Source organism: Streptomyces endophyticus (genome assembly GCF_035798155.1).
GTDB classification, from domain to species: domain Bacteria; phylum Actinomycetota; class Actinomycetes; order Streptomycetales; family Streptomycetaceae; genus Streptomyces; species Streptomyces endophyticus.
In genome coordinates this window covers 34077-58209 of the sequence record NZ_JAOZYC010000122.1, presented here as the reverse complement: position 1 = coordinate 58209, position 24133 = coordinate 34077, and the positions used below count along the sequence as shown (strand labels likewise).

The 24133-nt window shown below is 68.2% G+C and carries 18 protein-coding genes; 8 read left to right on the top strand and 10 right to left on the bottom strand.

Annotated features, from left to right (window positions below):
• Positions 1-58: 58 nt before the first annotated feature.
• The gene (locus OKJ99_RS18760; protein ID WP_326017761.1) at positions 59-955 is read right to left on the bottom strand and encodes an NAD-dependent epimerase/dehydratase family protein; all 897 of its coding nucleotides are present in this window, start codon (positions 953-955) and stop codon (positions 59-61) included.
• Positions 956-1103: 148 nt separating this feature from the next.
• Between OKJ99_RS18760 and OKJ99_RS18755 the strand changes: the two genes are divergently transcribed.
• Positions 1104-2063, top strand: a complete 960-nt coding sequence (locus OKJ99_RS18755; protein WP_326017759.1) for a GlxA family transcriptional regulator — start codon at positions 1104-1106, stop codon at positions 2061-2063.
• Positions 2064-2299: 236 nt separating this feature from the next.
• On the opposite strand, the gene OKJ99_RS18750 is transcribed toward OKJ99_RS18755, so the two are convergent.
• Positions 2300-4201, bottom strand: a complete 1902-nt coding sequence (locus tag OKJ99_RS18750; protein WP_326017757.1) for a glycoside hydrolase family 97 protein — start codon at positions 4199-4201, stop codon at positions 2300-2302.
• Positions 4202-4265: 64 nt separating this feature from the next.
• The gene (locus OKJ99_RS18745) at positions 4266-6590 is read right to left on the bottom strand and encodes a glycosyl hydrolase family 95 catalytic domain-containing protein (RefSeq protein ID WP_326017755.1); all 2325 of its coding nucleotides are present in this window, start codon (positions 6588-6590) and stop codon (positions 4266-4268) included.
• A 326-nt stretch (positions 6591-6916) separates the two neighbouring features.
• Here OKJ99_RS18745 and OKJ99_RS18740 point away from each other — a divergent pair, with 326 nt between their 5' ends.
• On the top strand, positions 6917-8503 hold the full coding sequence (locus OKJ99_RS18740) for a class I adenylate-forming enzyme family protein (protein ID WP_326017753.1): 1587 nt from the start codon (positions 6917-6919) through the stop codon (positions 8501-8503).
• Between the two features lie 58 nt (positions 8504-8561).
• Here the strand turns inward: OKJ99_RS18740 and OKJ99_RS18735 are convergent, their stop codons facing one another.
• The gene (locus tag OKJ99_RS18735; protein ID WP_326017751.1) at positions 8562-8690 is read right to left on the bottom strand and encodes a hypothetical protein; all 129 of its coding nucleotides are present in this window, start codon (positions 8688-8690) and stop codon (positions 8562-8564) included.
• Entirely contained in the window at positions 8687-9286 is a 600-nt protein-coding gene (locus tag OKJ99_RS18730) for a GOLPH3/VPS74 family protein (RefSeq protein ID WP_326017749.1), read from the bottom strand. Before OKJ99_RS18730 ends, OKJ99_RS18735 begins: the two co-directional genes overlap by 4 nt.
• 430 nt (positions 9287-9716) lie before the next feature.
• Between OKJ99_RS18730 and OKJ99_RS18725 the strand changes: the two genes are divergently transcribed.
• Together OKJ99_RS18725 and OKJ99_RS18720 are read left to right on the top strand one after the other, a co-directional pair.
• Positions 9717-10046, top strand: a complete 330-nt coding sequence (locus tag OKJ99_RS18725; RefSeq protein ID WP_326017747.1) for a hypothetical protein — start codon at positions 9717-9719, stop codon at positions 10044-10046.
• A 187-nt stretch (positions 10047-10233) separates the two neighbouring features.
• Entirely contained in the window at positions 10234-11295 is a 1062-nt protein-coding gene (locus OKJ99_RS18720) for a glycosyltransferase family 2 protein (RefSeq protein WP_326017745.1), read from the top strand.
• Positions 11296-11731: 436 nt separating this feature from the next.
• On the opposite strand, the gene OKJ99_RS18715 is transcribed toward OKJ99_RS18720, so the two are convergent.
• From OKJ99_RS18715 to OKJ99_RS18705, 3 genes are all read right to left on the bottom strand, one after another.
• On the bottom strand, positions 11732-13510 hold the full coding sequence (locus OKJ99_RS18715) for a stealth family protein (protein ID WP_326017743.1): 1779 nt from the start codon (positions 13508-13510) through the stop codon (positions 11732-11734).
• 32 nt (positions 13511-13542) lie between these two features.
• Complete coding sequence (locus OKJ99_RS18710; protein WP_326017741.1) at positions 13543-14454, bottom strand: FkbM family methyltransferase; 912 nt, start codon at positions 14452-14454, stop codon at positions 13543-13545.
• Between the two features lie 156 nt (positions 14455-14610).
• Positions 14611-16521, bottom strand: coding sequence for a stealth family protein (locus OKJ99_RS18705; RefSeq protein ID WP_326017739.1), 1911 nt, complete (start codon positions 16519-16521; stop codon positions 14611-14613).
• 381 nt (positions 16522-16902) lie between these two features.
• Between OKJ99_RS18705 and OKJ99_RS18700 the strand changes: the two genes are divergently transcribed.
• The 3 genes from OKJ99_RS18700 (at position 16903) to OKJ99_RS18690 (ending at position 19998) form a co-directional block, all read left to right on the top strand.
• Positions 16903-17880, top strand: a complete 978-nt coding sequence (locus tag OKJ99_RS18700) for an epimerase (RefSeq protein ID WP_326017737.1) — start codon at positions 16903-16905, stop codon at positions 17878-17880.
• A gap of 154 nt (positions 17881-18034) precedes the next feature.
• Positions 18035-18484: an RrF2 family transcriptional regulator gene (locus OKJ99_RS18695; RefSeq protein WP_326017735.1), complete on the top strand. Its 450-nt coding sequence runs from the start codon at positions 18035-18037 to the stop codon at positions 18482-18484.
• 86 nt (positions 18485-18570) lie between these two features.
• A complete protein-coding gene (locus OKJ99_RS18690; RefSeq protein WP_326017733.1) occupies positions 18571-19998 on the top strand; it encodes an MFS transporter in 1428 nt (475 codons plus the stop codon).
• 42 nt (positions 19999-20040) lie between these two features.
• On the opposite strand, the gene OKJ99_RS18685 is transcribed toward OKJ99_RS18690, so the two are convergent.
• Together OKJ99_RS18685 and OKJ99_RS18680 are read right to left on the bottom strand one after the other, a co-directional pair.
• Positions 20041-20505: a hypothetical protein gene (locus tag OKJ99_RS18685; protein WP_326017731.1), complete on the bottom strand. Its 465-nt coding sequence runs from the start codon at positions 20503-20505 to the stop codon at positions 20041-20043.
• Between the two features lie 320 nt (positions 20506-20825).
• Positions 20826-22295, bottom strand: coding sequence for a non-reducing end alpha-L-arabinofuranosidase family hydrolase (locus OKJ99_RS18680; RefSeq protein ID WP_326017729.1), 1470 nt, complete (start codon positions 22293-22295; stop codon positions 20826-20828).
• Between the two features lie 313 nt (positions 22296-22608).
• Here OKJ99_RS18680 and OKJ99_RS18675 point away from each other — a divergent pair, with 313 nt between their 5' ends.
• A complete protein-coding gene (locus tag OKJ99_RS18675) occupies positions 22609-24036 on the top strand; it encodes an endo-1,4-beta-xylanase (protein ID WP_326017727.1) in 1428 nt (475 codons plus the stop codon).
• Positions 24037-24133: the final 97 nt, after the last annotated feature.

Sequence of the window (24133 nt, the reverse complement as noted above, 5' to 3'; positions counted from 1 at the left end):
GCACGCCTCATGTCCAGGCGTGGGCGGGTCCTGGGGCGCAGTCCCCGCCCACCGCGGGTCAGGCCGCCAACGCTTCGCGGAGTGTTGAAGCCTTGGCTCCGAAGGTGTCGCGGATATCGCTGTCGGCCACGATGAATGGACGCTCGGACATATAGCTCATCTCGGCGAACTCGCGCCACAGGGGATCGGCGAAGGACAGCAGCGTCAGGTCCCGTTCGGTGAGGGGCTCCAACCGCGGTTGGGGCGCTCCGTGGAGTTGGGCGAGTTCAGTCGCGGCCTGGCGCACGGTCGTGGTGATGACCGGGGCGTGCCAGGCACGCCCCCAGGCCCGCTCGTCACTGCTGACCGTCACCAGCGCTGCTGCGACGTCCTCGACGTACGAGAACGAGTGCGCCGCATCGGGGTTGCCGTGGACGAGAGCCAGTTCACCCCCGCGCACTCGGGGCACGACCAGCAGCGTGAACGCCGAGACTGCGCCTGGGCCCAGATACTGGCCGGCTCGCACTTCGGTGGCCCGCAGTCGGCCCTGGTCGTGGGCGTACTTGGCCTGCCGCCACAGCTCGGCCCTCACTCTGCCCTTTCGAGTGTGCGGGGCCATCGGGGTGCGCTCGGTGACCGGCCCGGTGGTCTGCTGGTAGCCGTAGTGGTTGCCGAGCATCACGTAGTCGGCCCCGGCTCGCTCGGTTGCGGCGAGAATCGAGGCGAACAACGGCGGCATGGTCTCCGGCCAGGTCTGGTAGGCCGTCATGGCGGCGTTGAAGACCGTGGTCGCTCCGGCCAGCGCCTCGGCAAGCTCGTCAGTACGGCCTGCATCCAGAGCGATCCGTTCGATGCCGGGGTAGTCAGGACCACTGCCGCTGCGGGTGATGAGGCGGACCCGGTTGCCGCTGTCGGCCAGTTGCCTGGCGGTCGCGACCCCGGTCGCGCCCGCCCCGATGACGACTGATCCACCCATGGTCTTGTCTCCGTTCACCTTCAAAAATGGAACGCTTCCCCAAAGGGGGAAACGCGGTTCACGGAGGGCCCGTCCGCACGCCCAACTCTGCCGTGCGGACGCAGGGTAGATTAGTGGCCCGAAAGCCATGGCCTCCAAGGATCTAGCCATGCGTCGTGTCGCCGTCCTGGCCGTTCCCGCGATCAAGCCCTTCGACCTGTCCATGCCGTCTGCGCTGCTCGGCGCCGCCGAACTCGACGGACGCCCCGGCTATGAGGTGACGGTGTGCACCGCCACGCCCGGCGTGATCGCCGCATCCGGCGGCATCGAGGTGGTGGTCCGGAACGGCCTTCAGACGGTCGCGGCGGCGGACACGGTGATCGTCCCCTCGACCGCCAGCCGACATGACGCCGAGCCGGCCGCACTGGACGCGTTGCGGGAGGCGGCCGCCGGGGGCAAGCGTGTTGCCTCGATCTGCAGCGGTGCCTTCGTCCTCGCCCAGGCCGGGCTCCTCGACGGCCGTGTCGCCACCACCCACTGGGGCCTGGCTGAGGAACTGCAGCGCGCCTTCCCCTCGGTGCGCGTGGATGCCGACCGGCTCTTCGCCCAGGACGGGCCGATCGTCACCGGCGCGGGCTCAGCCGCCGGGATTGACCTGTGCCTGCACCTGATCAGCTCCGACTACGGCGCGGCCGTGGCAAACGCGGCGGCCCGTGCCGCCGTCGTCACCCCGGTCCGCCACGGCGGGCAGGCCCAGTTCGTACAGACCCCACTCCCGGCCGAGACCTATTCCTCCTTGGACGCGGCCCGTATCTGGGCACTGCAGCACCTGGACCAGCCGATCTCCCTCCGCGACCTGGCCGGTCAAGCCAAGGTCAGTGTGCGGACCCTGACCCGCCGTTTCACAGCCGAGACTGGTGTGACCCCGTTCCAATGGCTGCTCCAGCAGCGGCTGCTGCGGGCCCGCGAGCTGCTGGAGACCACAGATCTCACCGTCGACCACGTGGCCAGCCGCAGCGGCCTCGGCTCCGGCGAGTCGCTCCGCCAACACCTGAGCCGCCAGATCGGCATGACCCCAACCGCCTACCGGGGCGCCTTCCGCCGCCCGATTGTGAAGACTGGTCAGTGACCGCGTGACTCAATTCGGACCCGGTGTTTCATAGGTGGTCGCCCGTGGGACGCCAGGCCGTGACCCGCGAAGGGGAGAAGAGAAGGCCCAGGTCATGCGTGGAGGTATCACTGACGTGGGGTCAGGCCCGCGGCTGAGGGCAGTGCCAGGTACGGAAGGCGTCGTCCTCGCTGTACAGCCACGGCCCTGGGGGCCTCCTCCAACGTGACGTCGTACGAAGGCTGTTGAAGGACATCTCAACGGGCGCAGTTGGTGACCCCCGGCCGCCACGGGCACGCGATGCCCGCGAAGCCGCCATTGGCCACGACGTCGACGCCGAGGGTCTCGCCGCCACGCAGGACCTGCCGCTTCCTTACGAGTCCGTCGGCGCCGTCCCTGATCGTCTCGACCAGCCACTGCCCCGAACCGATCGACAGGGGCACCTCGGCGGTGTGTGCGGCGCCTGCGTACACACCGCCGAGGAACCAGCGCTCGCCGCTGCGGCGCGCAAGGACCGCCTCCTTCCCGGGCTTCCCGGAAAGGAGCCGTGTGTCGTCCCAGGCGGCGGGGAGCTGGTCGAAGAACTCGCGTGCGAGCGGCCGCGCGTCGTACGACTCGGGAGTGCCCGCGTACATTTGCAGGCCCGATTCGTAGACGACCGGGAGTCCGGTTTCGGCCGCGTCGGAGTTGGGGCGCAGGCCGACGCGTTGGAAGGCGCCGGGCGTGAAGTCCATCGAGCCGATGACATTGCGGGTGAACGGCAAAGTGGTGAGGTGGGCGGCCGTGTTGGTCCGCTTCTCCTCGCCGGCGACGCCTTCCAGGGTCATGACGTGGGGCCAGGTGCGCTGGATACCCTTCGGGATGGTCGATCCGTGGAAGTCGACCATGAGGTGGTGCTCGGCGGTCGCAGGGAGGATCGTGTCGTACCACTGGAGCATGGACTGCGTTTCGGAGTCCATGAAGTCGATCTTCACGCCCTTGACGCCCCACCGCTCCAGCGTGGGAAGCCACTGGGCGCGCTCCTGTGGTGTGTCGAGGTCTCGATGGTGGATCCAGACGACGATGCCGACGCCCTTGTCGCGGGCGTAGTCGACGAGTTCAGGCATCCAGCTGTTGGTCTGCCAGTCGGGATCCGTGGTCTCCCACTCGCCGGGCTTGTAGTACCAGCCCGCGTCGACGGCCTCGTACGGCCAGCCCCGCTCGGCCGCGTAGTCGACGTAACTCTTCTGCGCCGCCAGGCTCTGCCCGGCCTCGCGGCCTCCGGCGAGCCAGGTCCACAGCACGGAGCCGGGGCGGACCCATGAAGAGTCGGTGACCTTGGAGCCGGGGGCGAGGTCGTCGGTGAAGGTGGAGCGGGTGACGGTGGCGAGGTCTCCGGTGACCATGGCCCGCCAGGGGGTGGCGAGTTGGCCCTCCGCGTCGACCCGGTCGTCGGCGAGCTTGATGCGATACGTGCCCGAGCCCTGGTCGTGGGCGAGCCGGGCGCCCGAATAGGCGCCGGTGAGGTCGGACTCGGCGAGCAGGGTGTAGCCACCGGCGGTCGCGAACAGCGCTTGGTCGGAGTACTCACCGGTGGGCGCGGTCGAGGCGGTGTACTGGGTGAACTGGCCCTCGTTGTCGGCCCGGTAGGTACCGAGCCAGGCGTCGGCGTCCGGCGGCAGGTTGAACGCGGAGGTCTCGCGCAGGACGTCGCCCGATCCGGCGGGCAGGACGTACCGGTAGGCGATCCCGTCCGCGGAGGCACGGACGACGAGGTCGAACCGGTCCCCGGCCGCCGTGCCGAACGACAGCCGGGTCTCCTGCATGCGGACCCTGCGCTCGAGCCGCTTCCCGGACTTCGTCCGGTACCGCTCGTCGATCTGCCGGTCCGTGCGCCCGAGGGAGCGCAGGGACGTGGACAGGTCGGCGCTCTCGGTGACGATGCCCACGGGCGAGGGCTCGATGACCGTACGCCCGCCGCGGGTGACCGCGAGGCTGACGGCTCCGGTGTCCTCGTCCAGGGCGATACGCGCACGGGGCGCGCCCGGTGCCGCCGACACGGTCCAGGCTTCGGCGTCCGATGGCGCTTCGGCCCGCGCGTTCGTCGGCGCGGTGGTGAACAGTGTGGCCACGAGGCCGACGCAGAGCGCGGCGACCAGGGGTCTGAGGGGAACCGCCATGACACTCTCCCTGGGAGATCCGGTCTGTTGGTGCGGCTGTGCCGCCGCACCACCTACGCAGCGCCTACGGCAGCCCCCAGGCCGCGCCCGGCTCGCTGATGGCGACGGGCCCGACCGTGAGGTCGGGACGCTCGCCCGCGTGGACGAGGACTTCGCGGCCCTTGGGCAGGTCGATGGCGAGGGTGCCGTCGCCAAGGTCCTCCGTGTCGGCCGGAGTTCCGTCGTCCAGGAGTACGGTGAGCGACCCGCTCAGGCCGTGGCGAAGCTTGAGCGGCTCGCCCGCCAGGCTCCTGACGCGGATGAACCGCGTGGTCCCCTTCTTGCGCACGGCGCTGACCAGGAAGGCGCCCTGCGTAAGGAAGTTGTGCAACGTGAGGTCTGCCCACGCGCTCGGCACGGCGGGGAAGACCCGGACCACTGAGCCCCAGCTCTGGCAGAACATGTCGTGCAGGGACTGCGAGGCCGACAGCGGGGTCTCGATGACGGGACCCGCCTCCGTGTAGTGCGTGTTGGCCCGGCACGGATAGCTGGTGTCGGGGTCGAAGAACTTCCGCAGATAGGTGAGCGCGGTGTCGCCGTCGCCGGTCGACGCGTAGATCGAGGCGGCCCCGGTGTAGCTGTAGCCGCGGTGCGCACCGGTGATCGCGTGCCAGTGCTCCACCGACTTCGTGATCAGGTCGCGGTCCTCGGCCCGCTCCCAGTTGACCAGGTACAGCGGGTACACGCTGAGCATGTGCGAGTAGTGCCGGTGGGACTGGGCGTACGGTGTGTCGGCGCCGATCATGAAGCCGTCGTCGTTCACCGGATACGGCACCAGCTTGGCGAGCACCTCCTGCCAGCGTGGCATCAACTCGTCGTCGATACCGAGGCGTTCGGCGGACTCGATCAGCGTCTGGCAGCCCCAGCGGATGAGGGCGAGGTCGTAGTTGGTGTCCTGCGGCGGCACCACGGGGTACTCGGGCGACAGCGTGGACGGCAGATGGAGCTTGCCGTCGCTGCCGGGGTCGAGGAAGTGCAGGTAGTAGTTGATCGCCCGGCGCAGCACCGGAAAGACGGTGTCGCGCAGCAGGGACTCGTCCATGGTGTGCCGGTAGGACAGCCAGACGTTGTGCAGCGCCCAGGTGAGGTCCCCGGTCTCGGCCCCCGTACCGGGCTCGCCCACCTCGCGGGTGGCGAACATGTCGGAGCTGCGGCCCACGCCGGAGCTGTCGGAGCGGTACGCGGCGGGGACGTTCGCGATGAACTGTTCCTGGCCCTGCCGCACCGTGGTGGCGAGCGAGTCGAGTTCCAGGTGGTTGGAGCCGTGGATGAGCCAGTACTCCAGCTGCACGTTGAGGTTCCACCACACCCCGGGCCAGGGCGTGGGCTCCAGCCAGGGTCCGGGGGTCGCCATCACAGGGGCGCCGGCACGGCTGGCGCTGGCCACCTTGTAGAGCTGGATCCAGTGGAAGCTCTGCAGCCGCTGGTCGGGGAACGACACGAAGCTCTTCCGGTAGAACGCGTGCCACCAGTCGGCGTGCCGACCCTTGAGGCGGCTGTACGAGGACGCGCGCCGCAGATTGCGCAGCGAGTCGGACTCGGCCGCGGTGTCGGAGGGGAAGCTGTGTCCGACGCTGAGCAGCAGTTCGTCGCCGCTGCGCCGGTACGCCGTGGCGGTCCGGCCGCCACCGGTCAGCGGCTGGAGCACCTGTTCGGTGCCATCGTCGCGCGTCCTGGTGGTCCAGGCGGGGTTGGCGGTGTACCCGGCGGGCGGGTCCTCCTGGATCTTCCGGGGGCTGATGGCCTCCTCGGGGTGGAAGGTCCAGTGGACCTCCTCGCCGCCGTCGGCCGTGGCGCGCAGAGCCAGCACCTCGTCCTGGATGAGGCCGGCGAGGGTGAGTGTGCCCGCGGTGGTGGTGACGGTGCCGGTGAGTTCGGCGTTCCACAGGCTCAGGCGCCAGTCGACGGCGGTGATGGTGCCGACCGGTTCGAGCGTGAGGTGCCCGACGGGCAGCCGGGCCGTGCCCCAGCCGCTGCCGAACTCGGGCCGGTGGTCCTGTACGCGGCCGTGTTGAACGGTGAAACGGACCTGGTTGGCGTCGGGTTCCTGGTAGATCATGCTGCCGAGCAGCCCGTCGCCGAGGAAGGGCCCGTCGTACCAGCGGGTGGGCAGCTTGGTCCACAACAGGTCCTGGCCGCGCAGGAATTCCTCCCATGCGCCGTCGCCGGTCATGGTGTCTCGGAGCTTCCAGGCGTGTCTGTCGCCCCCGCTGGTCGCTGTGTCGTCATCCGCGGAGGGCTCTGCGGCGTGGGCCGTCCCGGACAGTGCCACGGCTGTCGCCCCTCCCAGGGCGGTGCCGAGTACGGCTCTTCGGGGCACGGGTGATCTGTTCACCGAACGCGAGGCCATCCTCGTCCTCCGAATCTGACGGATCGTCGATGGAGCGGTGCGTGCGGGAGCGTAGAAGCGGGTCACATACATGTCAATGGTTCAACATGTCGAACCCTCCGATGGGTTGGAGCCCGGGCACGTGCCGGGTTCCAGTCGGATATGAAGTCGGTTCAGGGTTTGGCCTGCCTGCCTCATGACGGACTGTTGCCGGGCGTGTTCAACGGGCCTAGCATCACAAGCAAATTGAAGTTGGATCAAGTTGATCTATTGAGCGATGCGCGCCGGTTCTCCCGCCGACGCCCGGAGCAGCCCCTCGAACCGCCGTGAGCGGAAGGACTTCCCCCGTGACCTTGGCTCGGACCCTGGCCCACCACTGTCACCGGCGGCCGAACCACCGCGCCGTCACGACCCCGACCGGTACGCGCACCTATGCCCAACTCACCGCCGACGTCGCCCGCATCGCCTCCACCCTGCGGGACGGCCACGTCGCACGCGGATCCCGGATCGCGGTGCTCGCGCGCAATGGGCTGCCGTGCGTGCAACTGGTGTATGCCGCGTCCTGGAGCGGGACACAGCTGGTGTGCGTCAACTGGCGCCTCGGACCGGAGGAGAGCCGGGCCGTCCTCGCCGACAGCGCTCCGGTCCTCGTCTTCGCCGAGCGGGAGTTCGCCCATCTGATCGGCCCGCGGGAGCGCGTCATCTGGCTCGACGGCCCTGGTCACGGGCCGACACCCTTCGAGCAGTGGTACGCAGACGGCGACCCGCACACGCCGCCGAACCCGAACCCGGATCAGGACCCGGATCAAGACCAGGACCAGGACCCGAACCAGGATCCGGATCAGGACCCGGAGTCGGCGGTCCTCCTGCTGTACACCACCGGCACCACGGGTTCGCCCAAGGGCGTCCCCCTGCTCGAACGCAACCTCAGCCACACCTGCGTTCAGGCCACGCGCCGCTGGCGCATGCACCCGGACATGACGTTTCTCGCGTGCCTGCCGATGTTCCATGTGAGCGGCATGAGTTCCGTGGTGTGCAGCGTGCACGTGGGCGGCGAACTCGTCGTACCGTCGGGGACGTCCGTCGCCGAACTGGGCACGGTCATCGAGGAACGCGGCGTCACCCACACCGTCCTCGTGCCGACCATACTGAGTCGCCTCGTGGCCGAAAACGCGGTCGCGGTGCACGACTTCGACTCGCTCGAGGTGGTCATCTACGGCGCCGCGCCGGCGGGCGACACGCTCGTCGAGCAGGCGATGGAGATGCTGCCGCACACCGGTTTCTCGCAGGGCTACGGGCTCACCGAGACCTGCGCCGGTGTCGCCATCGAGCCTCTGAGGCGGTACGGGGACGCAGCGGGGCACCCCGGTTCGGTCGGGGAGGTCCTCGACAACTGCGCGTGCCGCGTCGTCGACCCGCGTACGGGGGAGGACGTGGCGCCCGGCGCCGACGGAGAGATCTGGCTGCGTACCCCGCAGTTGACGCCCGGCTACCTCAACAAGCCCGAGGAGACGGCTGCGGCGATCACGCCCGACGGATGGTTTCGCACCGGGGACATCGGCTGCCTCGACGACGAGGGATTCCTCTATCTCAAGGACCGGCTCAAAGACATGATCATCTCGGGCGGGGAGAACATCTACTCCGTCGAGGTCGAGAACGTGGTGGCGACGCATCCTGCCGTCCTCGAGGCGGCGGTCATCGGCGTGCCCGACCCTGCGTGGGGTGAGACGGTCAAGGCCTTCGTCGTGCTGCGTCGCGGCGAGACGCTCGACAGCGCGACGCTCCGAGCGTGGTTGGAAGGGCGGATCGCCCGGTACAAACGGCCCCGCATCGTCGAGTTCGTGGACCAGCTGCCAAGGACGGGGAGCGGGAAAGTCATGAAGCGCGCCCTCCTCTCCGGGGAGCGGATGGACAGAACTGCACTCAACTCATGAACGTAGAGACGGCTGATGGGCGTCACGGGAGGGGCCCGTTACGGAGCCCCATCGAGTTTCACTGCCCCCGGTGTGCGGTGGGGTGTGCGGCGGGCTCTGCGGTGGTGCGTGCGGTGGTGCGTGCGGTGGTGCCAAGGAGCCGGACGTGGCGGGTGCCGTGCTCGATCACCGCGCTGGTTCGGCTCATGGTCCGCGCCAGAGGTTGGCGAAGGCCGCGTTCTCGATGGCCCGCCTCTGGCGTACGGCCTCCAGCTCCATCACCGCGTCGTGGACGGCGGCCAGTACGGTCGTCACCGCCTCGTCATCGAGGCCGGGCTCATCGCCGGATCGTTCATCGCCGATGCCCACGACCGAGGCGAGCGCGGTCAGGACGGGTTCCTTCTCTTTCCAGCGGTCGGCCGCACGGCGGCGCGCGGGCGTATCGACCAGTTCCACGCGTTCCGAGCCGAAGGGCAACCGGCCGCTTCGCCGCGGCTTCAGCTCACTGTTCGCTTCCAGGGTGGCCTGGTACGCGGCCGAGAGGTCTCGCCCCCGACGCCACAGCCAGTCCTCGATCCGCTCGTAGGGTGCCTGCCGAGTGAGCCTTGCCGCAGCCTCGCCCATGAGCCGATCGTCCAGCGTCGGCTGTCCACCCGGCACGATGAGGTCGCCGTCCACGGCGACCGCTCCCGCACCGATGAGATCGATCAGCTCGGCTCCCGCGAGTGCGAGGGACAGATCGCCCTGTCCCACGGAATGCTTCAGGTCCATGGCGATGATGAACAGGTCCTTCGCCGTGGTCATGAACGGCTCTCCTCGGAGACATCGACAAAGGTGCGTCCCCACCGACCGGGCCCGCGTCCGAGGCGGGCCCGGTCGGTGGGGCGACCGCCACCACCAGTATCGCTCCGCCCGCGCGGCCGAAGCCCTTTTCGTAAGGAGGCGGGAGTTTCCGTCGACGACGTCTGAGCGCCGGGTCTTCGCTGTACTGGTTCTCCGAGCGGCTTCGTCCGCAGTCGATGGCGGCCGTAGCGGGAGCAAGCACTCGATCCACCCGGGGCATTTTCCGCCCTCTGGCTCCGGGGACGCCGAGGCGTCGAGGCGTTGAACTGAGAGCCCGCGTCCTCGGCTTCCTTCTCATCATCGAGACACTCCTCCTCGTCGTCCTCGTGATCGCCGTGCCCGGCCGGGGTGGGACGGATCGGGTGTCTTCGCCGCCCTCGGCATCGCCTTCATGTGCTTCGAGGCCGCCGCCCTGTACCGGGCCGAGGCCAAGCGGCCTGACCGGACCATTCCCCGGGCCAGGTACGGGGAGTCGCGGGCGGCGGCTGTGGCCGGCGCCGACCCGACCGCGATGCTCACTTCTCTGACCAGCATCTTCGCGTCGCAAGTCGCCTTCCGCAACGCGATCAATCGCTACGCCAGGGCGCTGTCGTCCTCTTCGCCGGAAATCCCGGCGGCTACCACCGTTCGGTGGGTCGATCAACTCCTCGTACGGGTGGGGGAGTTGTCCACAGGCGCCGGGCTGTCCACAGATCGTGGCGGCCCGGCGTTCCGCGTCTGACACCGGGCTACTTTCGGGGTGTGCGACGGCGAAGCGCCGAAGCGAAGAAGTGGCCGAGCGGATGACGGGGGAGCGGGTATGGGCAGTGGACTGCCGGTTGTCGGAGTGAGCGTTCTTGTGTACGCGGTGGTGGGCGCCTTCGTGCTGGTCAAGGCCGGGTTGCGGCGGCTCGTACAGGGGCGTGGCCATGCATGACGTGACGGTGATCGTGCCCGCGCACAATGAGGAGTCCGGACTCCCGGCGACCTTGGAGTCGATCGCGGCACAGACGGTGCCGCCGCGCAGGGTGATCGTGGTGGACGACGCGTCCGCCGACGCCACCGGCGAGGTCGCGCGACGGTACGGCGCCGAGGTGCTGCGCCCGCGGAGCAATCTCGGCAGCAAGGCGAAGGCGCAGAACCACGCGCTGCCGCACTGCACTTCGGAGCTTGTCCTCGCGGTGGACGCGGACACGGTGCTCGCGCCCGACTACATCGAGAAGGTCGCGCCGGTCTTCGCCGATCCGCGCGTGACGATCGCGGCGGGCAATGTGCAGACCCGGTTCGCCCGCACGCTGTGGGAGCGGGGCCGGTCGGTGGAGTATCTGCACGGATTCCACTGGCAGCGGCCGATCCAGGCGGGCGCCGGCAGCCCGATGGTGTGCTCGGGGTGCTGCTCGATGTTCCGGCGCAGCGCCCTCGGTGAGTACGGGTTCCCCGAGCGGACCATCGTGGAGGACATGGACTTCACCTGGTCCCAGCAGATCGCGGGGCGGCGCGCGGTGTATGTGGGTGATGCGGTGGCCTGGGCGGCCGACCCGGAGAGCCTGCTGTATCTGCGCAAGCAGGTGTGGAGGTGGATGGCGGGCTTCTGTCAGAACGTGCGGTTGCACACCGGTCAGTTGGCCTTGCGCAAGCCGATGCTCGCGTTGTGGGTGACCCTCGCGCTGATGGAGATTCTGCTGGCCCCGTTGTGGTGGGGTGCGCCCCTGGTGCTCACGTTCGGGTTCGGCCGTCCGGCCCTGGAGACATTCGGCTGGTGGTTCGGGTCCGAAATCGCGCTGACTCTGCCGCCGTTGATCTACGCCGCGCGCAGACGGCGGGTGCCGCTGAGGCAGGTTCTGCTGAATCTTCCGTGCGTCTATCCGACCAAGCTCGTCAATGTCGTCTATGCCTGGAAGGCGGTCGTGGTGGAGCTGGTCCTGGTGCCGCTGGGGCTGTCGCAAGGCCTGGTCGTGTACGAGAAGGGGCGGGCGTCGGCGACCACATGAGTCCGTGGTGCGGCAATCCGTCCGGATACCGCCGGCTCGCCTGCTCGCCCAGCGAGTCAAGATCTCGGACGGGTTCACAAGGAGTCGGTGTGTCTGCTGTCGCGGTCGAGGAGCACGAAGCGGAGCAACTCGATGCGGGCGCCGAGGCCGGCGGTGAGATTGCGTGCCTGCTGGGTCGTCCACCGCGGCTGGGGTGACCCAAGCCGCGGTGGGATGTGCGGTGGTGCCAAGGATCCGGATCCGGCGGGTGCTGTGCTCGCAGGGCGAGGATCTCGGTGTCCTTGTCGCGGTCGCCCATCGGCGGGGCGCGCGATGGCCTGCCGGCCGGGCGGACCCGCACGGCGGCGAATGGCTGCACATCCACCCGCCGCACCCGCCGCACCCGCCGCACCCGCCAACCGGTCAACCCTCCCGGCCAACCCTCCCGGTCAGAACACTAGATCGGTCGGTTCCCGCTGGCGTAGGTCGCCTGGCCATTGCCGAGATGACGCGCATCGGCCCAGTCGTGAGTCATCCCGGTGTCCTTCTCGAACAGGCTGGGGCGGGGGAAGTACTCCTGCAGGAAGTCGGCGAGCAGGTCCGGATCCGTTCCTTCTTGTCCTTCCTGGCCTGGGCTGTCGGGGGCCACGTCGTTGAGACAGAAGGCATGGCAGTGACGCTTGCGCAGGAGCCTCTGCATCTTGAGGGGCGCGTCGGGTGCCGACAAGGCGATGTATTCGTAGCGCAGTGTCGCGGGGATGGCCCGGCCGGTGAGGAACGCATAGTGAGGATGCAGCGAGGTCGGGATCGACAGGTCGTACTCGCTGCGGAACTTGCTGCGTGCGGTGTAGTCGTGTTCCGCGGCGAAGGCTTCCTCAATTTCGTACAGGGTGCTGCGTTGCAGTGCGCACGGCGCGTGCTTCATCTTCTGCGTGATGACCGTGCCGAAACGGGCCTCCAGAAGCGCCCGGTTGTTCCTGCCGGCGACGGAGACGGGCTCGTCCTCGGGCGTCGGCGGGCCGATGGGCAACAGTGCCCGTGAGGGGAAGTAGCGGGCGGTGCCGTTGGCCAGGAAGAAGCCTCCGGGCGAGATGCTCCGTCCCAGGAAGAAGTCGTCGTTGAAATAGAGGAAATGCTCGGAGAGCCCCGGGATGTGGTGCAGCTGGCTTTCGATCGCGTGGGAGTTGAACGTCGGTAGTGCATCGGGGTTCGTGAAGATCTCCCGGTGGTCAACCACTGTCACCTTGGGGTGGTCGGTGTTCAGCCAGGAGGGGATCTGTTGGTCCGTCACGAGGTAGACCCGCCGGATCCATGGCGCGAACCGCTCAAGTGACCTCAGCGAATAGCGGAGTTCGTCCCGGCTCTGGTAACGCTCCGCACAGTCCGCCTGCGGGTGGTAGGGGTCCTTCTCCACTCCGTTGCGCCGCAGCTGCCACGAGGGATCCGAGCCATCCACCCAGGTGTAGACGGCATCGACCGGGAAATGGACGTCCGTCGCAAGCGGCATGGTGAATGCCTTGCGGGTGCGTACCGGTTGAAGCGGTGGCATGTTGTCCGCGCAGGCGAACTCGGTGAAGAGGTGGCCCGGTGCCTCGGTCGTGGTCTCGCAGCGGGGCAGTCGGTCGGTGATGCGGTTGTTCCGCGGCGCGACGAGTTCGTCGCCTTCTTCCCGCCAGAACTCGATGTCGCAGCCGTACGATGTGCCGAGGACGGAGCTGTCGGTCTCGGACGCGTGAAATACGGTGACCCGGATGACCTGCTCCTGCGTCAGCGCTGCCCAGGTCCCTGGCTGCCCCGCGTAGCCAATGGCGGACTGCTCGGCCTGTGCGGAGGCGTAGAGGGGCTCGGTCCGTGCCTCGCGTGCCAATGCGCCCATCACTGCATCCCGCAGCTGCGCAGGCACACCCACCACCGCCGATCTCGACGAATACCCACGCACCGCGAAGTACTCGACACCGGCCGTTTCCAGCACCCGCTCCACCACGCGCAGATTCTCCTCACGCGCGCGGAGGACCGTTGTGCTGTCTCCGCTGCGAGCCGCCCGAAGGCCGCCCTCGGCTTCCACGGAAACGATTCCCGGTGCGGCGAGGAGAGCGGCAGGCAACGGGGGGCCTGCCTGCTCGGGCCGGCCCCCCTCGGGCCGATCGGGCGGCTGCTTGTGCAGGTGTGGCCCGACCGTGCGGCGGGCGCGGCGAGTTGTCAGCAGTGCACGAGCTCTTCGCAGGAGCTGTGGCATGCAGTTGTTCTCTTTCCGGGGCGGGCGGGATGTCAGAAGGCAGGCGCCGGCCGCCGCTGACCGCGCACCAGGTCCTTCAAGGAGCGCTTGCGGGGCGCCGTGGGCAGGGAATAGGGGGCGTTCCACCCCTCGGGGAAGACGGATCCTCCCGGCAACTCCAGGTTGGTGCGCTCATCGCACTCCAGGATCGCCCTGAGCCAGGTACGCATCGCGTGATGGAAGTCGTAGGTGAGCGGCTCGGGCGCCAGCAGCCAGTCACGCCCGTTACTGCTCACATGGGTGCGGTAGTTGTCCGCGTTCCGTCCGATCCACGGACTCTCCGCCTGGATCGGGTAGAGCCCGTACCCGAGTTCGGTGATCGCCTTGAGGCTCTGGGTCAGCGACTCGTGGTCGGAGCTGGGCAGGATCTCCAGGACGATCCACGGGCGATGCTGCTTCATCGTCCGCAGCCCTCCGGCCAGCACCTGCCCCTCCAGCGTTTCCACATCGATCTTGATCAGATGCGGGCGGAGGTCAGGGCGTTCCTGCGTGAAGGCATCCAGTGTGGTGACCGGGACGGTCACCGATTCCGTGTGCCGGCGGTGGCCCGCGTTCAGGGAATGCGAGGACTCCGCTTTCAGCGACAGGTACAGTTCCGCGCTGCCCGGTGTGTCGGACACTGCTGAGCGGACGAGTTCGAATCCCAGGCCGTTGACGTCCCGGATCTTCGCGCAGATCGCCGATGTCTCCGGCGCGGGCTCAAACGCGTGCACCGACAGCCGACGCCCGTATACGGCATCGATGAGGGCGGAATAGAGGCCGATGTGCGCACCGACGTCAAGGACCGCGCTTCCTTCCGGTGCCTGATGGGCCACCGCCATCAACGTCGCCTGCGTCAACGGCTCGTATCCTGCCAGCCCGGATCGACGCAACTGGCGCTGGACAGCCGTCTGCTTGCGGTTCATGAAATTCAACGCACTGGGGTAGGAGCCGACCTGTGCGAGGGCTGACCCGTTACGCGGGAGAGTGACGACAAGAGGCATCGGGCATCGTCCTTTTCTGGTGGTGGAGCGCGCCTCCTTCACAGGAGGCCATGAGGGAACTGCCGGTCTACTCGAGGCTCAAGACGTCGAACGCGCGCTGTCGGCCGCCCGCGCTGCGGATCTTCCGACCGCGCGGGGGACGGAAGGCGCGGAACCCGCCGGTGCCGCCGCTGCTGTGGGGTCGTGCGGACACTCGTAGGGGCTGGCTGTGGGGTAGTAGCTGTCCAGGAACTGCTGAACGACACCGGCGCTTACGTGCTCCTCGCCGTCACAGGTGGTGGTGTCGTTGAGGCAGAAGACGAGGTACGAGCGGTTCAGCAGGCGCCGCAGGCGGGATTCGATGCGCGGCTGGGAGATGTCCACGTAGTCGTAGCGGATGGTGCCCGGCACGGCCCGGCCGGTGTGGAAGGCGTAGTAGTGGTGCAGCGAGTTGGTGATGGCGATGTCGTCGGGGCTGCGGAAAGCGTGTCCCGCGGTGCGCTGGTGGGCGTCGGCGAAGACCCGCTCCACGTCTTCCAGCACGCTGCGCCTCAGCGCGCAGGGAGTGTGCTTCATCTTGCGGGTGATGCTCCTGCCGAACCTGGCCGCCAGCAACTGCCGGTTGGTCACGCCGGCGGCGGACACGGGGACGTCGTCCGTGCCGGTGCTGCCGACGGGAGGCAGCAGCGCCTTGGAGGGGAAGAACCTGCTGAGACCGTTGGCGAGGAAGAAGTCCTGCGGGAGAGCCGGGCGGCCCAGGAACACGTCGTCGTTGAAGTAGAGGAAGTGTTCGGCCAGCCCCTCGATGTGGTGCAACTGGCTCTCGATGGCATGCGAGTTGAACGTGGGCAGCGCGGCGGGGTCGGTGAAGATCTCCCGGTGGTCGACGACGTGGACCTGGGGGTGTTCGGTGTTCAGCCAGCTCGGTACCTGTCGGTCCGTGACGATGAAGATGTTCCGGATCCACGGCGCGTAGAGGTGCAGGGAACGCAGGGAGTAGCGCAGTTCGTCGTGGCTGAGGTAGCGGGCGGCATTGGCTGCCTCCGGATGGTAGGGCTCATCCACGGCTGCGGCTCGTCTGAGCTGCCACTGCGGGTCCGAGCCGTCCACCCAGGTGTAGACGACGTCCACGGGGAAATCGACATCGTCGGGCAGCGGTTCGGCGAACTCCTGCCGGGTGGGCACCTCCGCGGGCTGGGGCCGTGTGTCCGCCGACGCCATCCGGGTGAAGTGCCGCCCCGGTCGCTGTACCCCGGGCTTCCCGCGGCTGATCCGCTCACAGGTGAGGTTGCGCCGCGGCGCCACCAGTTCCGTACCGTCTTCCGAGGGGGACCAGAATTCGACGTCGCAGCCGAACTTCGGGCCCAGCACGAGCTCGGCAGATTCCGAGTCAGCGAAGAAGCAGAAGACCCTGAACACCGACTGTGTCGCGACGCGGCGCCACACGTTCTCGGCGCCGACGGGCCGGCTGGACTGCACTTGCTGCCGCTGGCCGCCTCGGGCCACGGCGAGTTGGAGAGGGATCTGCCCACCAAGTGCGTGCAGCGCCTGTTCGGCCCGCGCCCGGTCTTCGGTGCAGATCCCCACTGTGGAGGCGGTTTCCACCATGCCTCGCACCATGAAGTGATCTACCCCGGCCTCCCGAAGAGCTCCGAGTACGGCATGCAGGTTGTACTCACGGGCCTGTAGCGGGGTGATCTCCTGGCGCTGCATCGCGATGCGCAGGCCGGCCGGAGTCCGGAACGGGACCTGACCGCCCTCGCCGAGCAGCCCCTCTTGTTCGAGCCGGGCAGACAGCCGACGCTGCTCCAGGCTTCGCGCTGCGAGAGCGGGGCGCTCAAGCTGATGTCTAAGCCGCTCCCAATCCTCAACCCCGACCCTGGCCCGCACGGCGCGACGCAGGCGCAGCGGAATCAGTCGGCGGTACGCACGCAACGCTCGTGAGGGAGGTCCGGTGCGCAATTGCACACCGGACGGCGCGCTGGGCTTCGACAGGGCTTCATTTGACATTGCACATCCCTGGACCCGTAGATTCCGGCCGCGATCGCTCCCTCTCGGACAACTTCGGAGAAGCGACGTGGAGAGAGCCTCGACAGGCCTTCAGTCGAAACATTCCAATACCGAAGGAACCGTCGAGCACGGTCAGAGATTGCACATTTTCATTTTCCTTCTTCCGTGCGACACGACAGGCCCTTAGGTTGACGCGACGTTAACAAAAGGGGTCGCCCGGGAGGCCATCTCGACGCCTGCAAGCGGGAGAAACACTCGAATTGAGTAAAAGCCTCCGAAGGGGCGCATGGCCAAGCGCACGAATCCGGGCGGCGGGGGCCGGGTCCGGTGGGGTCGTACGCTGGATCTACGTTGCGACGCCAGGCGTCAGGGGAGGGGCCAGTGAAGATTGTGCTGCCCGGCGGGACCGGTCAGGTGGGTGGTGTACTGCGGCGGGCGCTGACCGCTGCGGGCCACGAGGTGGTCGTTTTGACCAGACACCCCGTACGGGACGGCGAAGTCCAGTGGGACGGCCGGACGCTCGGCCCCTGGACGGAGGCGGTCGACGGCAGTGACGTCGTGATCAACCTCGCGGGCCGTAGTGTCAGTTGCCGCTACACCGACGAGAATCTGCGCGCCATGATGGACTCGCGCGTGGACTCCGCGCGCGTCGTGGGCCAGGCGATCGCCGCCGCCCGGAAGCCGCCCCGCGTCTGGCTCCAGATGAGCACCGCCACCATCTACGCCCACCGTTTCGATGCGCCGAACGACGAGGCGACCGGCGGGATCGGTGGAGCTGAGCCCGGGGTCCCCGACTACTGGGCCTACAGCGTCGAGATCGCGAAGAACTGGGAGCGGGAGCAGGAGCGGGCCGCGACCCCGCAGACGCGCAAGGTGGCCCTGCGGTCGGCGATGGTGATGAGCCCGGATCGCGGTGGCGTCTTCGACTACCTGCTCTGGCTGGCGCGGCTCGGCCTGGGCGGGCCGGTCGCGGGCGGTGCGCAGTACGTGTCCTGGATCCATGACCGTGACTTCGTCCGCGCGGTGGAGTTCCTGATCGGCCGTGACGACATCAGTGGGGCGGTCAATCTCGCGGCTCCCGGCCCGCTGCCGCAGCGGGAGTTCATGCGCGCGCTGCGCGCAGCCTGGGGAATGCCGGTCGGGCTGCCCGCGACGCGGTGGATGGCCGAAGTCGGCGCGCTGGCTCTTCGCTCCGACACCGAACTCCTCCTGAAGAGCCGACGGGTGGTGCCTGGGCGGCTGAGGGATGCCGGGTTCACCTTCGACCACGGCGCCTGGCCGCAGGCGGCGGCCGACCTCGTGGGGCGGACGCGTCGTGAGCGGTTCCGCTTCCGACGTCGCTCGGCAGTGCGTGTCTGACGGCGTCTGAGCCTGAGTTTGTCCGGGATCTGCGCGGCGCGCTTTGGGCCGGTGCCCACAGGCCCCACGACCGGTATGCCGGATTGACACGTGAATCTAACTGCTACTAGCGTTGTTGCAGTTAGATCGGTGGGGCGGCGGTCGCGAAAGGGACATGGTGAGCATCAGCAGCAGAAGTGCGGTCGCGATTCACGCACTCACCATGCTGGGGCGCTGGGATCACTCGTTGACCTCCGCGGAGATCGCGGAGAGCCTGGCCAGTAATCCGGTTCTGGTGCGGCGGATCCTCGGCAGTCTGCGGGATGTCGGCCTGGTCCGGTCCACCGAGGGGCGCAACGGCGGCTGGTCGCTTGCCCGGTCCGCCCGCGAGATCACGCTCTACGACGCGTACGCCGCCGTCGAGGCGGGGCCGATCCTGTCGCGGCACCCGCATCCGCCGAGCGCTGAATGCGAGGTGGGCCGGAACATGCAGAAGCTGCTCGAGGCGGAGTTCCAGGACGCGGAGCGGGCCATGAAGGAACGGCTCGGGCGCACGACCATCGCCCACCTCGTACGGCAAGTGCTGGCCGGCGAGCGCGAGGTCGCACAGCGCGTCACCAACTGACCAAGGGCGGAGGCAGCGTCCTCCGCCCTCTTTTTTACCCTAACTGTAACTATCATGGTGGCGGTAAGTCGCCCGAAGGGCCTCGAATGACTTCCACGTCGACAACGACCGAGCGGACCGGCTCGGGATTCGGCTTACTGGCCTTGCTGATGCCGGCGATCCTCGTGACGGTCACGGCCAGCGACATGGTCAATCTGATGCTTCCGACGATCGGGGCCGAGTTCGGGGCCTCCGAGGCCGAACTCGCCTGGGTCGTCACCGGCTTCCTGTTGATGTTCTCGGTCGGTATTCCTCTCTACGGCCGCATCTCGGACCGGGTGAGCCTGCGTCGCCTCTTCGCCTTCGCGCTCCTCGCCTACGCCGCCGGGAGCCTGATCTGCGCGATCTCCCCGAGTCTTGCCGTGCTCGTGACCGGGCGGATCGTGACGGGCATCGGCGCGGCCGCGATCCCCGTGCTCTCGATCATCGCCGTCACGACGCTGCTGCCGCCGGAGCGGCGCGGTGTCGGCATCGGCGTCGTGTCCGCCGGTGCGGGCGTCGGCACCGCGGCTGGACCGGCGTTGGGCGGCGGCATCGGGGAAGCGCTCGGCTGGCCCGCACTGTTCTGGATCATGCTGGTGGTCTCGCTGCTGCTGCTTCTCCCGGCCATGCGCGTACTCCCGGACGGGACTCCGCAGGGCTCGGGTCGGCTCGACCTCCCCGGCGGCATGCTCCTCGGCCTCGGAGCCGGTCTCGTCCTGTTCGGCATGACCCGGGCGCAGGTCTCCGGGTTCACCGAACTCCTGTCCTCGGGCAGCCTCGTGGTCGCGATCGCGGCGCTCGTGCTCTTCGGGGTGCGCACCGTCCGTGTCGACCAGCCGTTCGTTCCGCCATCACTGTTCACCAGCGGTGTCTACCGGACCGGCATCCTCGTCGCGTTCCTGGCCATGGTCGTCAACCTCGGCGGCCTGGTGTTCGTCCCGCTGATGCTGGTGGAGGTCAACGAACTCACCCCGGGCAAGGGCGCGTTGGTCATGATCCCGGCGGGCGTCGTCACCGCGATCATCTCGCCGTGGATCGGCCGCCTCGCCGACCGCCACAGCGCCCGGCTCCTGGTGCTCACCGGGCTCGGCCTCATGGGGCTGTTCTCCCTGTTCCTGTCGTCGTTCACCGGCGACTCCTCGGTGGTCTTCGCCGGTCTCGGGATCCTCGGGCTCAGCATCGGCTTCATGTTCGTGATGACCACCATCATCGGCGCCGCGGCGAGCGAGCTGCCCCCCGAGCAGGTCGGTGTCGGCCTGGGGATCCTCCAGGGGGCCCAGTTCCTCGGAGCCGGTACCGGCCCCGCCGTGTTCGGCGTGCTGGTGTCCGCGAGGCAGCAGGGCGGCAGTGACGCCGTCAACCCCCTGTACTCCGGTGACGACGGCTCGGCCTACTCCGACGTCTTCCTGGCCATGGCCGCCGTCATCGTCCTCACGCTCATCGTCGCGTCACGGATGCGTCCCACGGCCGGCTCCGAGGCCCGACGCTTCTGAGCGGTGCGGACGACATTTTCGGCAGGGGCACTGTCCGGGAGCTCAGTCGTACTGCCACTGCTTGTTCTCTTGGTCCAGGTCGGGGATGGGGCCCAGGAGGGTCCAACCGGGGCCCAGGGAGCGGGTGGTGCGAAAGCCGCGGACGTCCGCGTACGAATCGGCATCGGTGTCGGCGGGGGCGTGCATGAGGGTGTAGATCGGGGGGTCGTTTCCGTAGAAGCGGAAGAAGACGCGGCCCTTGTCGTGTGACTGGTACAGGATCACGTCGGTGCCCCAGAGGGCTTCGTACGTGGCCTTGTCCTTCGGAGTCGTCGGATCGCACTCCTCGGGACGTCCGGGGTCACGGACGCAGACGCGGTCCTGGATCCAGGTGATCACTTCGGCCTTCGGGTGGGCGGCCGCCAGCTGTCGCATGCGGGCGTCGGCCGCCACGGGCGACGCCCGCACGCCGCAGCCCTGCGGCAACGCGGCTGCTGAGATCGCGTAGCTGAGGAGCGGACAGCGCATCCTCGCGCCCAGGGAAGAACCAAGCGCTGGAATCGCTGAGTTCGGACAGTGCGTCCGACAAGGTCGGACAGTGCAACGCTGCCACGCTCATGACACTCCACCTGGGTAACGATCCGTCTGTATCCCGTCGTCCCGTCTCTGACCTGCCACGACCTTCAGTACCAAGCCTTCCGCAAACCCAGGAAGGGACCACCCCCCACACGGGGGGCGCGTGAAGCACGGGTGGCGTGGTGGTGGTGAGCATGGTGGTTGGCGTGAGCCCCCCTCAGCTGCCGTGTGCGGGTCCGGCTCCCGGAGGGAGACGGACCCGCGTCGTGTCGTCAGCGCCGCAGTGTCAGCAGGCCGGGACGGTAGGGCAGGAGGCCGTAGTCGCCGCCCGAGTTGGGGCTGCGTCCCTGGTAGAGCATCTGGAGGTTGCAGGGGTCGACGGTCATGGTCTGGTCGGGGGTGGTGCGGATCAGTTCGCCGTGGCTGATGTCGTTGGTCCAGGTGGCGCCGCTGTTGGCCTTGCCGGCGAAGGGGTTGCTCTCGGTCGCGGCCTGGGGTGTCCATGAGCCGTTGAGGCTGGTGGCCGTGAACGAGCGGAAGTAGCGGCCCTGCGAGCCGATCGCCTCGACCATCATGAGGTAGCGGTTCTGACCCTGGAGTTTGTAGACCTGTGGGGCTTCGAACAGGTTGTTCGTCGTGTCGCTCATGATCGTCGTGTACGACGAGCCGAAGCTGCCCGGGAAGTTCCCGATCGGCATGCTGGCCCGGTAGATCTTGCCGTTGTCACCGGCGAAGAACAGGTACATGTTCGTCCCGTCTCCGATGAGCGTCTGGTCGATGGGTCCCGTTCCGGAGCCGGAGATGCTTCCGGAGAAGAGCACCTGTGGTGATGACCAGCCGTTCGGGTTGGTGGGGTCGCTCGACGTCCGGTAGGAGAAGGCGGTACCGCCCCACTGGTAGGTGAGCACCCAGATGTTCTTCGGAGCGAAGTAGAAGAGCGTGGGCGCGACGGTGGCGGAAGACATCGTGTTCTGGCCGGCCGAGCCCATGTCCGACCAGTTGGTGAACGGGCTGAAGTTCATCGAGCCCCAGCTCGTCCCCGTGTCGTGCGTCGTCGCGTAGACGAGCTGCTTGCCGTTGTACGGGACGACGGTGAAGTCCTTGAGCGACACCCACCCCGACTTGGGCTGCGCCAGCGCGCCCGTCGACGTCCAGCCGTAGGTCGAGGGGAGTTCGCAGGGGCCGGCGGTGTCGCCGCCGACCTTGACGAGCTTCCACTGCTGGTTGGCCCCGCCCCAGTCGTCGTACTGCACGATGTTCGCGCCGTCGGCGGTGGACCCGCCCTGCACTTCGAGGGCCTTGCTGCTGTGGCGCGCGATGAGCCGCACGTAGCCGTCCGAGCTGTCGGCCAGTCGCCACTGCTGGTTGGTGGCGTTCAGATCGGACCACTGGACGATCGAACCGCCGTTCGCGGTGGACGAGTTGTGGACGTCGAGGACCTTGCCCGAGTGGCGGGACTTGACGCGGTAGTAGCCGCCCCCGGAATCGACGAACTGCCACTGCTGTTGGCTCTGATCGTTTCTGGCCCACTGGGTGATGCGGGCGCCGTCGCCGGTCGCCAAGTTGTAGACGTCCAGGGCTTTGCCGCTGGTGCGGTTGACCAGTACATACGAGGCGTTGGGGTCGATGGTCTCCGCCGCGGCGGCGGGCTGAGTACCGAGGAAGGTGGCCACGAGCAGCAGGGGCGCGAGGATCGCGAGTAAGCGTCTCAGGCGGACCGGGGACGGTTGGCGGAACCACATCAGAGGGACTCCCTTGAGGGCGGGGACACGGCGGGGACATCTCCGAAAAGTTTTCGGAGGATTCCCGGAATCTGTGACGCCAAAAGCTAGGAATGCGGGGCTCCCCGGTCAAGGTCTCCCGCCGATCTGGCCACAAGTAGCGGCTAGTTGAGGTTCCGGAAGGTTTTCGGGGGCGGACCGGAAAATTCTTCTGCGGGGTGTATTGACGATGCACCGCCAACACCTCAATCATCCGTGTCTGCAGCCCCGGTCATCGTTCGAGATTGCGAACCATGACAACCCGCTCCGTGATTTCCACCTTGGAGGCACAGCCATGGGCTCGTACGCCCTTTCCAGACCCGTTGTCCGCCGAAGGCTCCGCGGTCTGCTGTTATCGCTGTTCGTCGGCGTCCTCGGTGCGGCCGCCGCACTCGTCGCGCCGCCGAACGCACACGCCGCCGAGAGCACGCTCGGTGCCGCCGCGGCGCAGAGCGGCCGCTACTTCGGCACCGCCATCGCCTCCGGCAAGCTGGGCGACTCGGCGTACACGACGATCGCGGGCCGGGAGTTCAACTCCGTGACCGCCGAGAACGAGATGAAGATCGACGCCACCGAACCCCAGCGGGGTCAGTTCAACTTCACCGCCGGTGACCGCGTCTACAACTGGGCGGTGCAGAACGGCAAGCAGGTGCGCGGGCACACCCTGGCCTGGCACTCCCAGCAGCCCAGCTGGATGCAGAGCCTCAGCGGCAGCACCCTGCGCCAGGCGATGATCGACCACATCAACGGCGTGATGGGCCACTACAAGGGCAAGATCGCCCAGTGGGACGTCGTGAACGAGGCCTTCGCCGACGGCAGTTCGGGAGCCCGGCGCGACTCCAACCTGCAGCGCACCGGCAACGACTGGATCGAGGCCGCCTTCCGCGCCGCGCGTGCCGCCGACCCGGCCGCCAAGCTCTGCTACAACGACTACAACGTCGAGAACTGGACCTGGGCCAAGACCCAGGCCATGTACGCCATGGTCAAGGACTTCAAGCAGCGCGGCGTGCCCATCGACTGCGTCGGCTTCCAGTCCCACTTCAACAGCGGCAGCCCCTACAACAGCAACTTCCGCACCACCCTGCAGAACTTCGCCGCTCTCGGCGTCGACGTGGCCGTCACCGAACTCGACATCCAGGGCGCCTCGGCCACGACCTACGCCAACGTGACCAACGACTGCCTGGCCGTCCCGCGCTGCCTCGGCATCACCGTCTGGGGCGTGCGCGACACCGACTCCTGGCGATCGGGGGACACGCCGCTGCTGTTCAACGGCGACGGCAGCAAGAAGGCCGCTTACACCGCCGTGCTCAACGCACTCAACGGCGGCTCCTCCACGCCCCCTTCGGATGCCGGAACCATCAAGGGCGTCGGTTCGGGCCGCTGCCTGGACGTGCCCGGCTCCAGCACCACCGACGGCACCCAGCTCCAGCTGTGGGACTGCTCGGGCGGCACCAACCAGCAGTGGACGTACACCGCCGCCGGTGAACTCAGGGTCAACGGCAAGTGCCTGGACGCCGGCGGCACCAGCAACGGCGCCAAGGCCCAGGTCTACAGCTGCTGGGGCGGCGACAACCAGAAGTGGCGTCTGGGCTCCGACGGATCCATCGTGGGCGTCCAGTCCGGCCTCTGCCTCGACGCCGTCGGCAGCGGAACCGCCAACGGCACCCTCGTCCAGCTCTACTCCTGTTCGAACGGCAGCAACCAGCGCTGGACCCGCGCCTGATGCTCCTGGGTCGCCGCCGGAGTGGCGGCGACCCTCGCGCATTTCGCCAGGGACGGCTTACGTCAGGTGGGTGGTCGCGAGGATGGCGGTGAGGCTC

Bases quoted from the DNA above. Each gene is read 5' to 3' on its own strand.
- OKJ99_RS18675 (WP_326017727.1), top strand. From the start codon at position 22,609: ATGGGCTCGTACGCCCTTTCCAGACCCGTTGTCCGCCGAAGGCTCCGC.
- OKJ99_RS18710 (WP_326017741.1), bottom strand. From the start codon at position 14,454: ATGAACCGCAAGCAGACGGCTGTCCAGCGCCAGTTGCGTCGATCCGGG.
- OKJ99_RS18730 (WP_326017749.1), bottom strand. From the start codon at position 9,286: ATGACCACGGCGAAGGACCTGTTCATCATCGCCATGGACCTGAAGCAT.
- OKJ99_RS18685 (WP_326017731.1), bottom strand. From the start codon at position 20,505: ATGCGCTGTCCGCTCCTCAGCTACGCGATCTCAGCAGCCGCGTTGCCG.
- OKJ99_RS18680 (WP_326017729.1), bottom strand. From the start codon at position 22,295: ATGTGGTTCCGCCAACCGTCCCCGGTCCGCCTGAGACGCTTACTCGCG.
- OKJ99_RS18760 (WP_326017761.1), bottom strand. From the start codon at position 955: ATGGGTGGATCAGTCGTCATCGGGGCGGGCGCGACCGGGGTCGCGACC.
- OKJ99_RS18695 (WP_326017735.1), top strand. From the start codon at position 18,035: ATGGTGAGCATCAGCAGCAGAAGTGCGGTCGCGATTCACGCACTCACC.
- OKJ99_RS18755 (WP_326017759.1), top strand. From the start codon at position 1,104: ATGCGTCGTGTCGCCGTCCTGGCCGTTCCCGCGATCAAGCCCTTCGAC.
- OKJ99_RS18720 (WP_326017745.1), top strand. From the start codon at position 10,234: ATGCATGACGTGACGGTGATCGTGCCCGCGCACAATGAGGAGTCCGGA.
- OKJ99_RS18735 (WP_326017751.1), bottom strand. From the start codon at position 8,690: ATGAGCCGAACCAGCGCGGTGATCGAGCACGGCACCCGCCACGTCCGG.
- OKJ99_RS18705 (WP_326017739.1), bottom strand. From the start codon at position 16,521: ATGTCAAATGAAGCCCTGTCGAAGCCCAGCGCGCCGTCCGGTGTGCAA.
- OKJ99_RS18750 (WP_326017757.1), bottom strand. From the start codon at position 4,201: ATGGCGGTTCCCCTCAGACCCCTGGTCGCCGCGCTCTGCGTCGGCCTC.
- OKJ99_RS18725 (WP_326017747.1), top strand. From the start codon at position 9,717: ATGTGCTTCGAGGCCGCCGCCCTGTACCGGGCCGAGGCCAAGCGGCCT.
- OKJ99_RS18745 (WP_326017755.1), bottom strand. From the start codon at position 6,590: ATGGCCTCGCGTTCGGTGAACAGATCACCCGTGCCCCGAAGAGCCGTA.
- OKJ99_RS18690 (WP_326017733.1), top strand. From the start codon at position 18,571: ATGACTTCCACGTCGACAACGACCGAGCGGACCGGCTCGGGATTCGGC.
- OKJ99_RS18715 (WP_326017743.1), bottom strand. From the start codon at position 13,510: ATGCCACAGCTCCTGCGAAGAGCTCGTGCACTGCTGACAACTCGCCGC.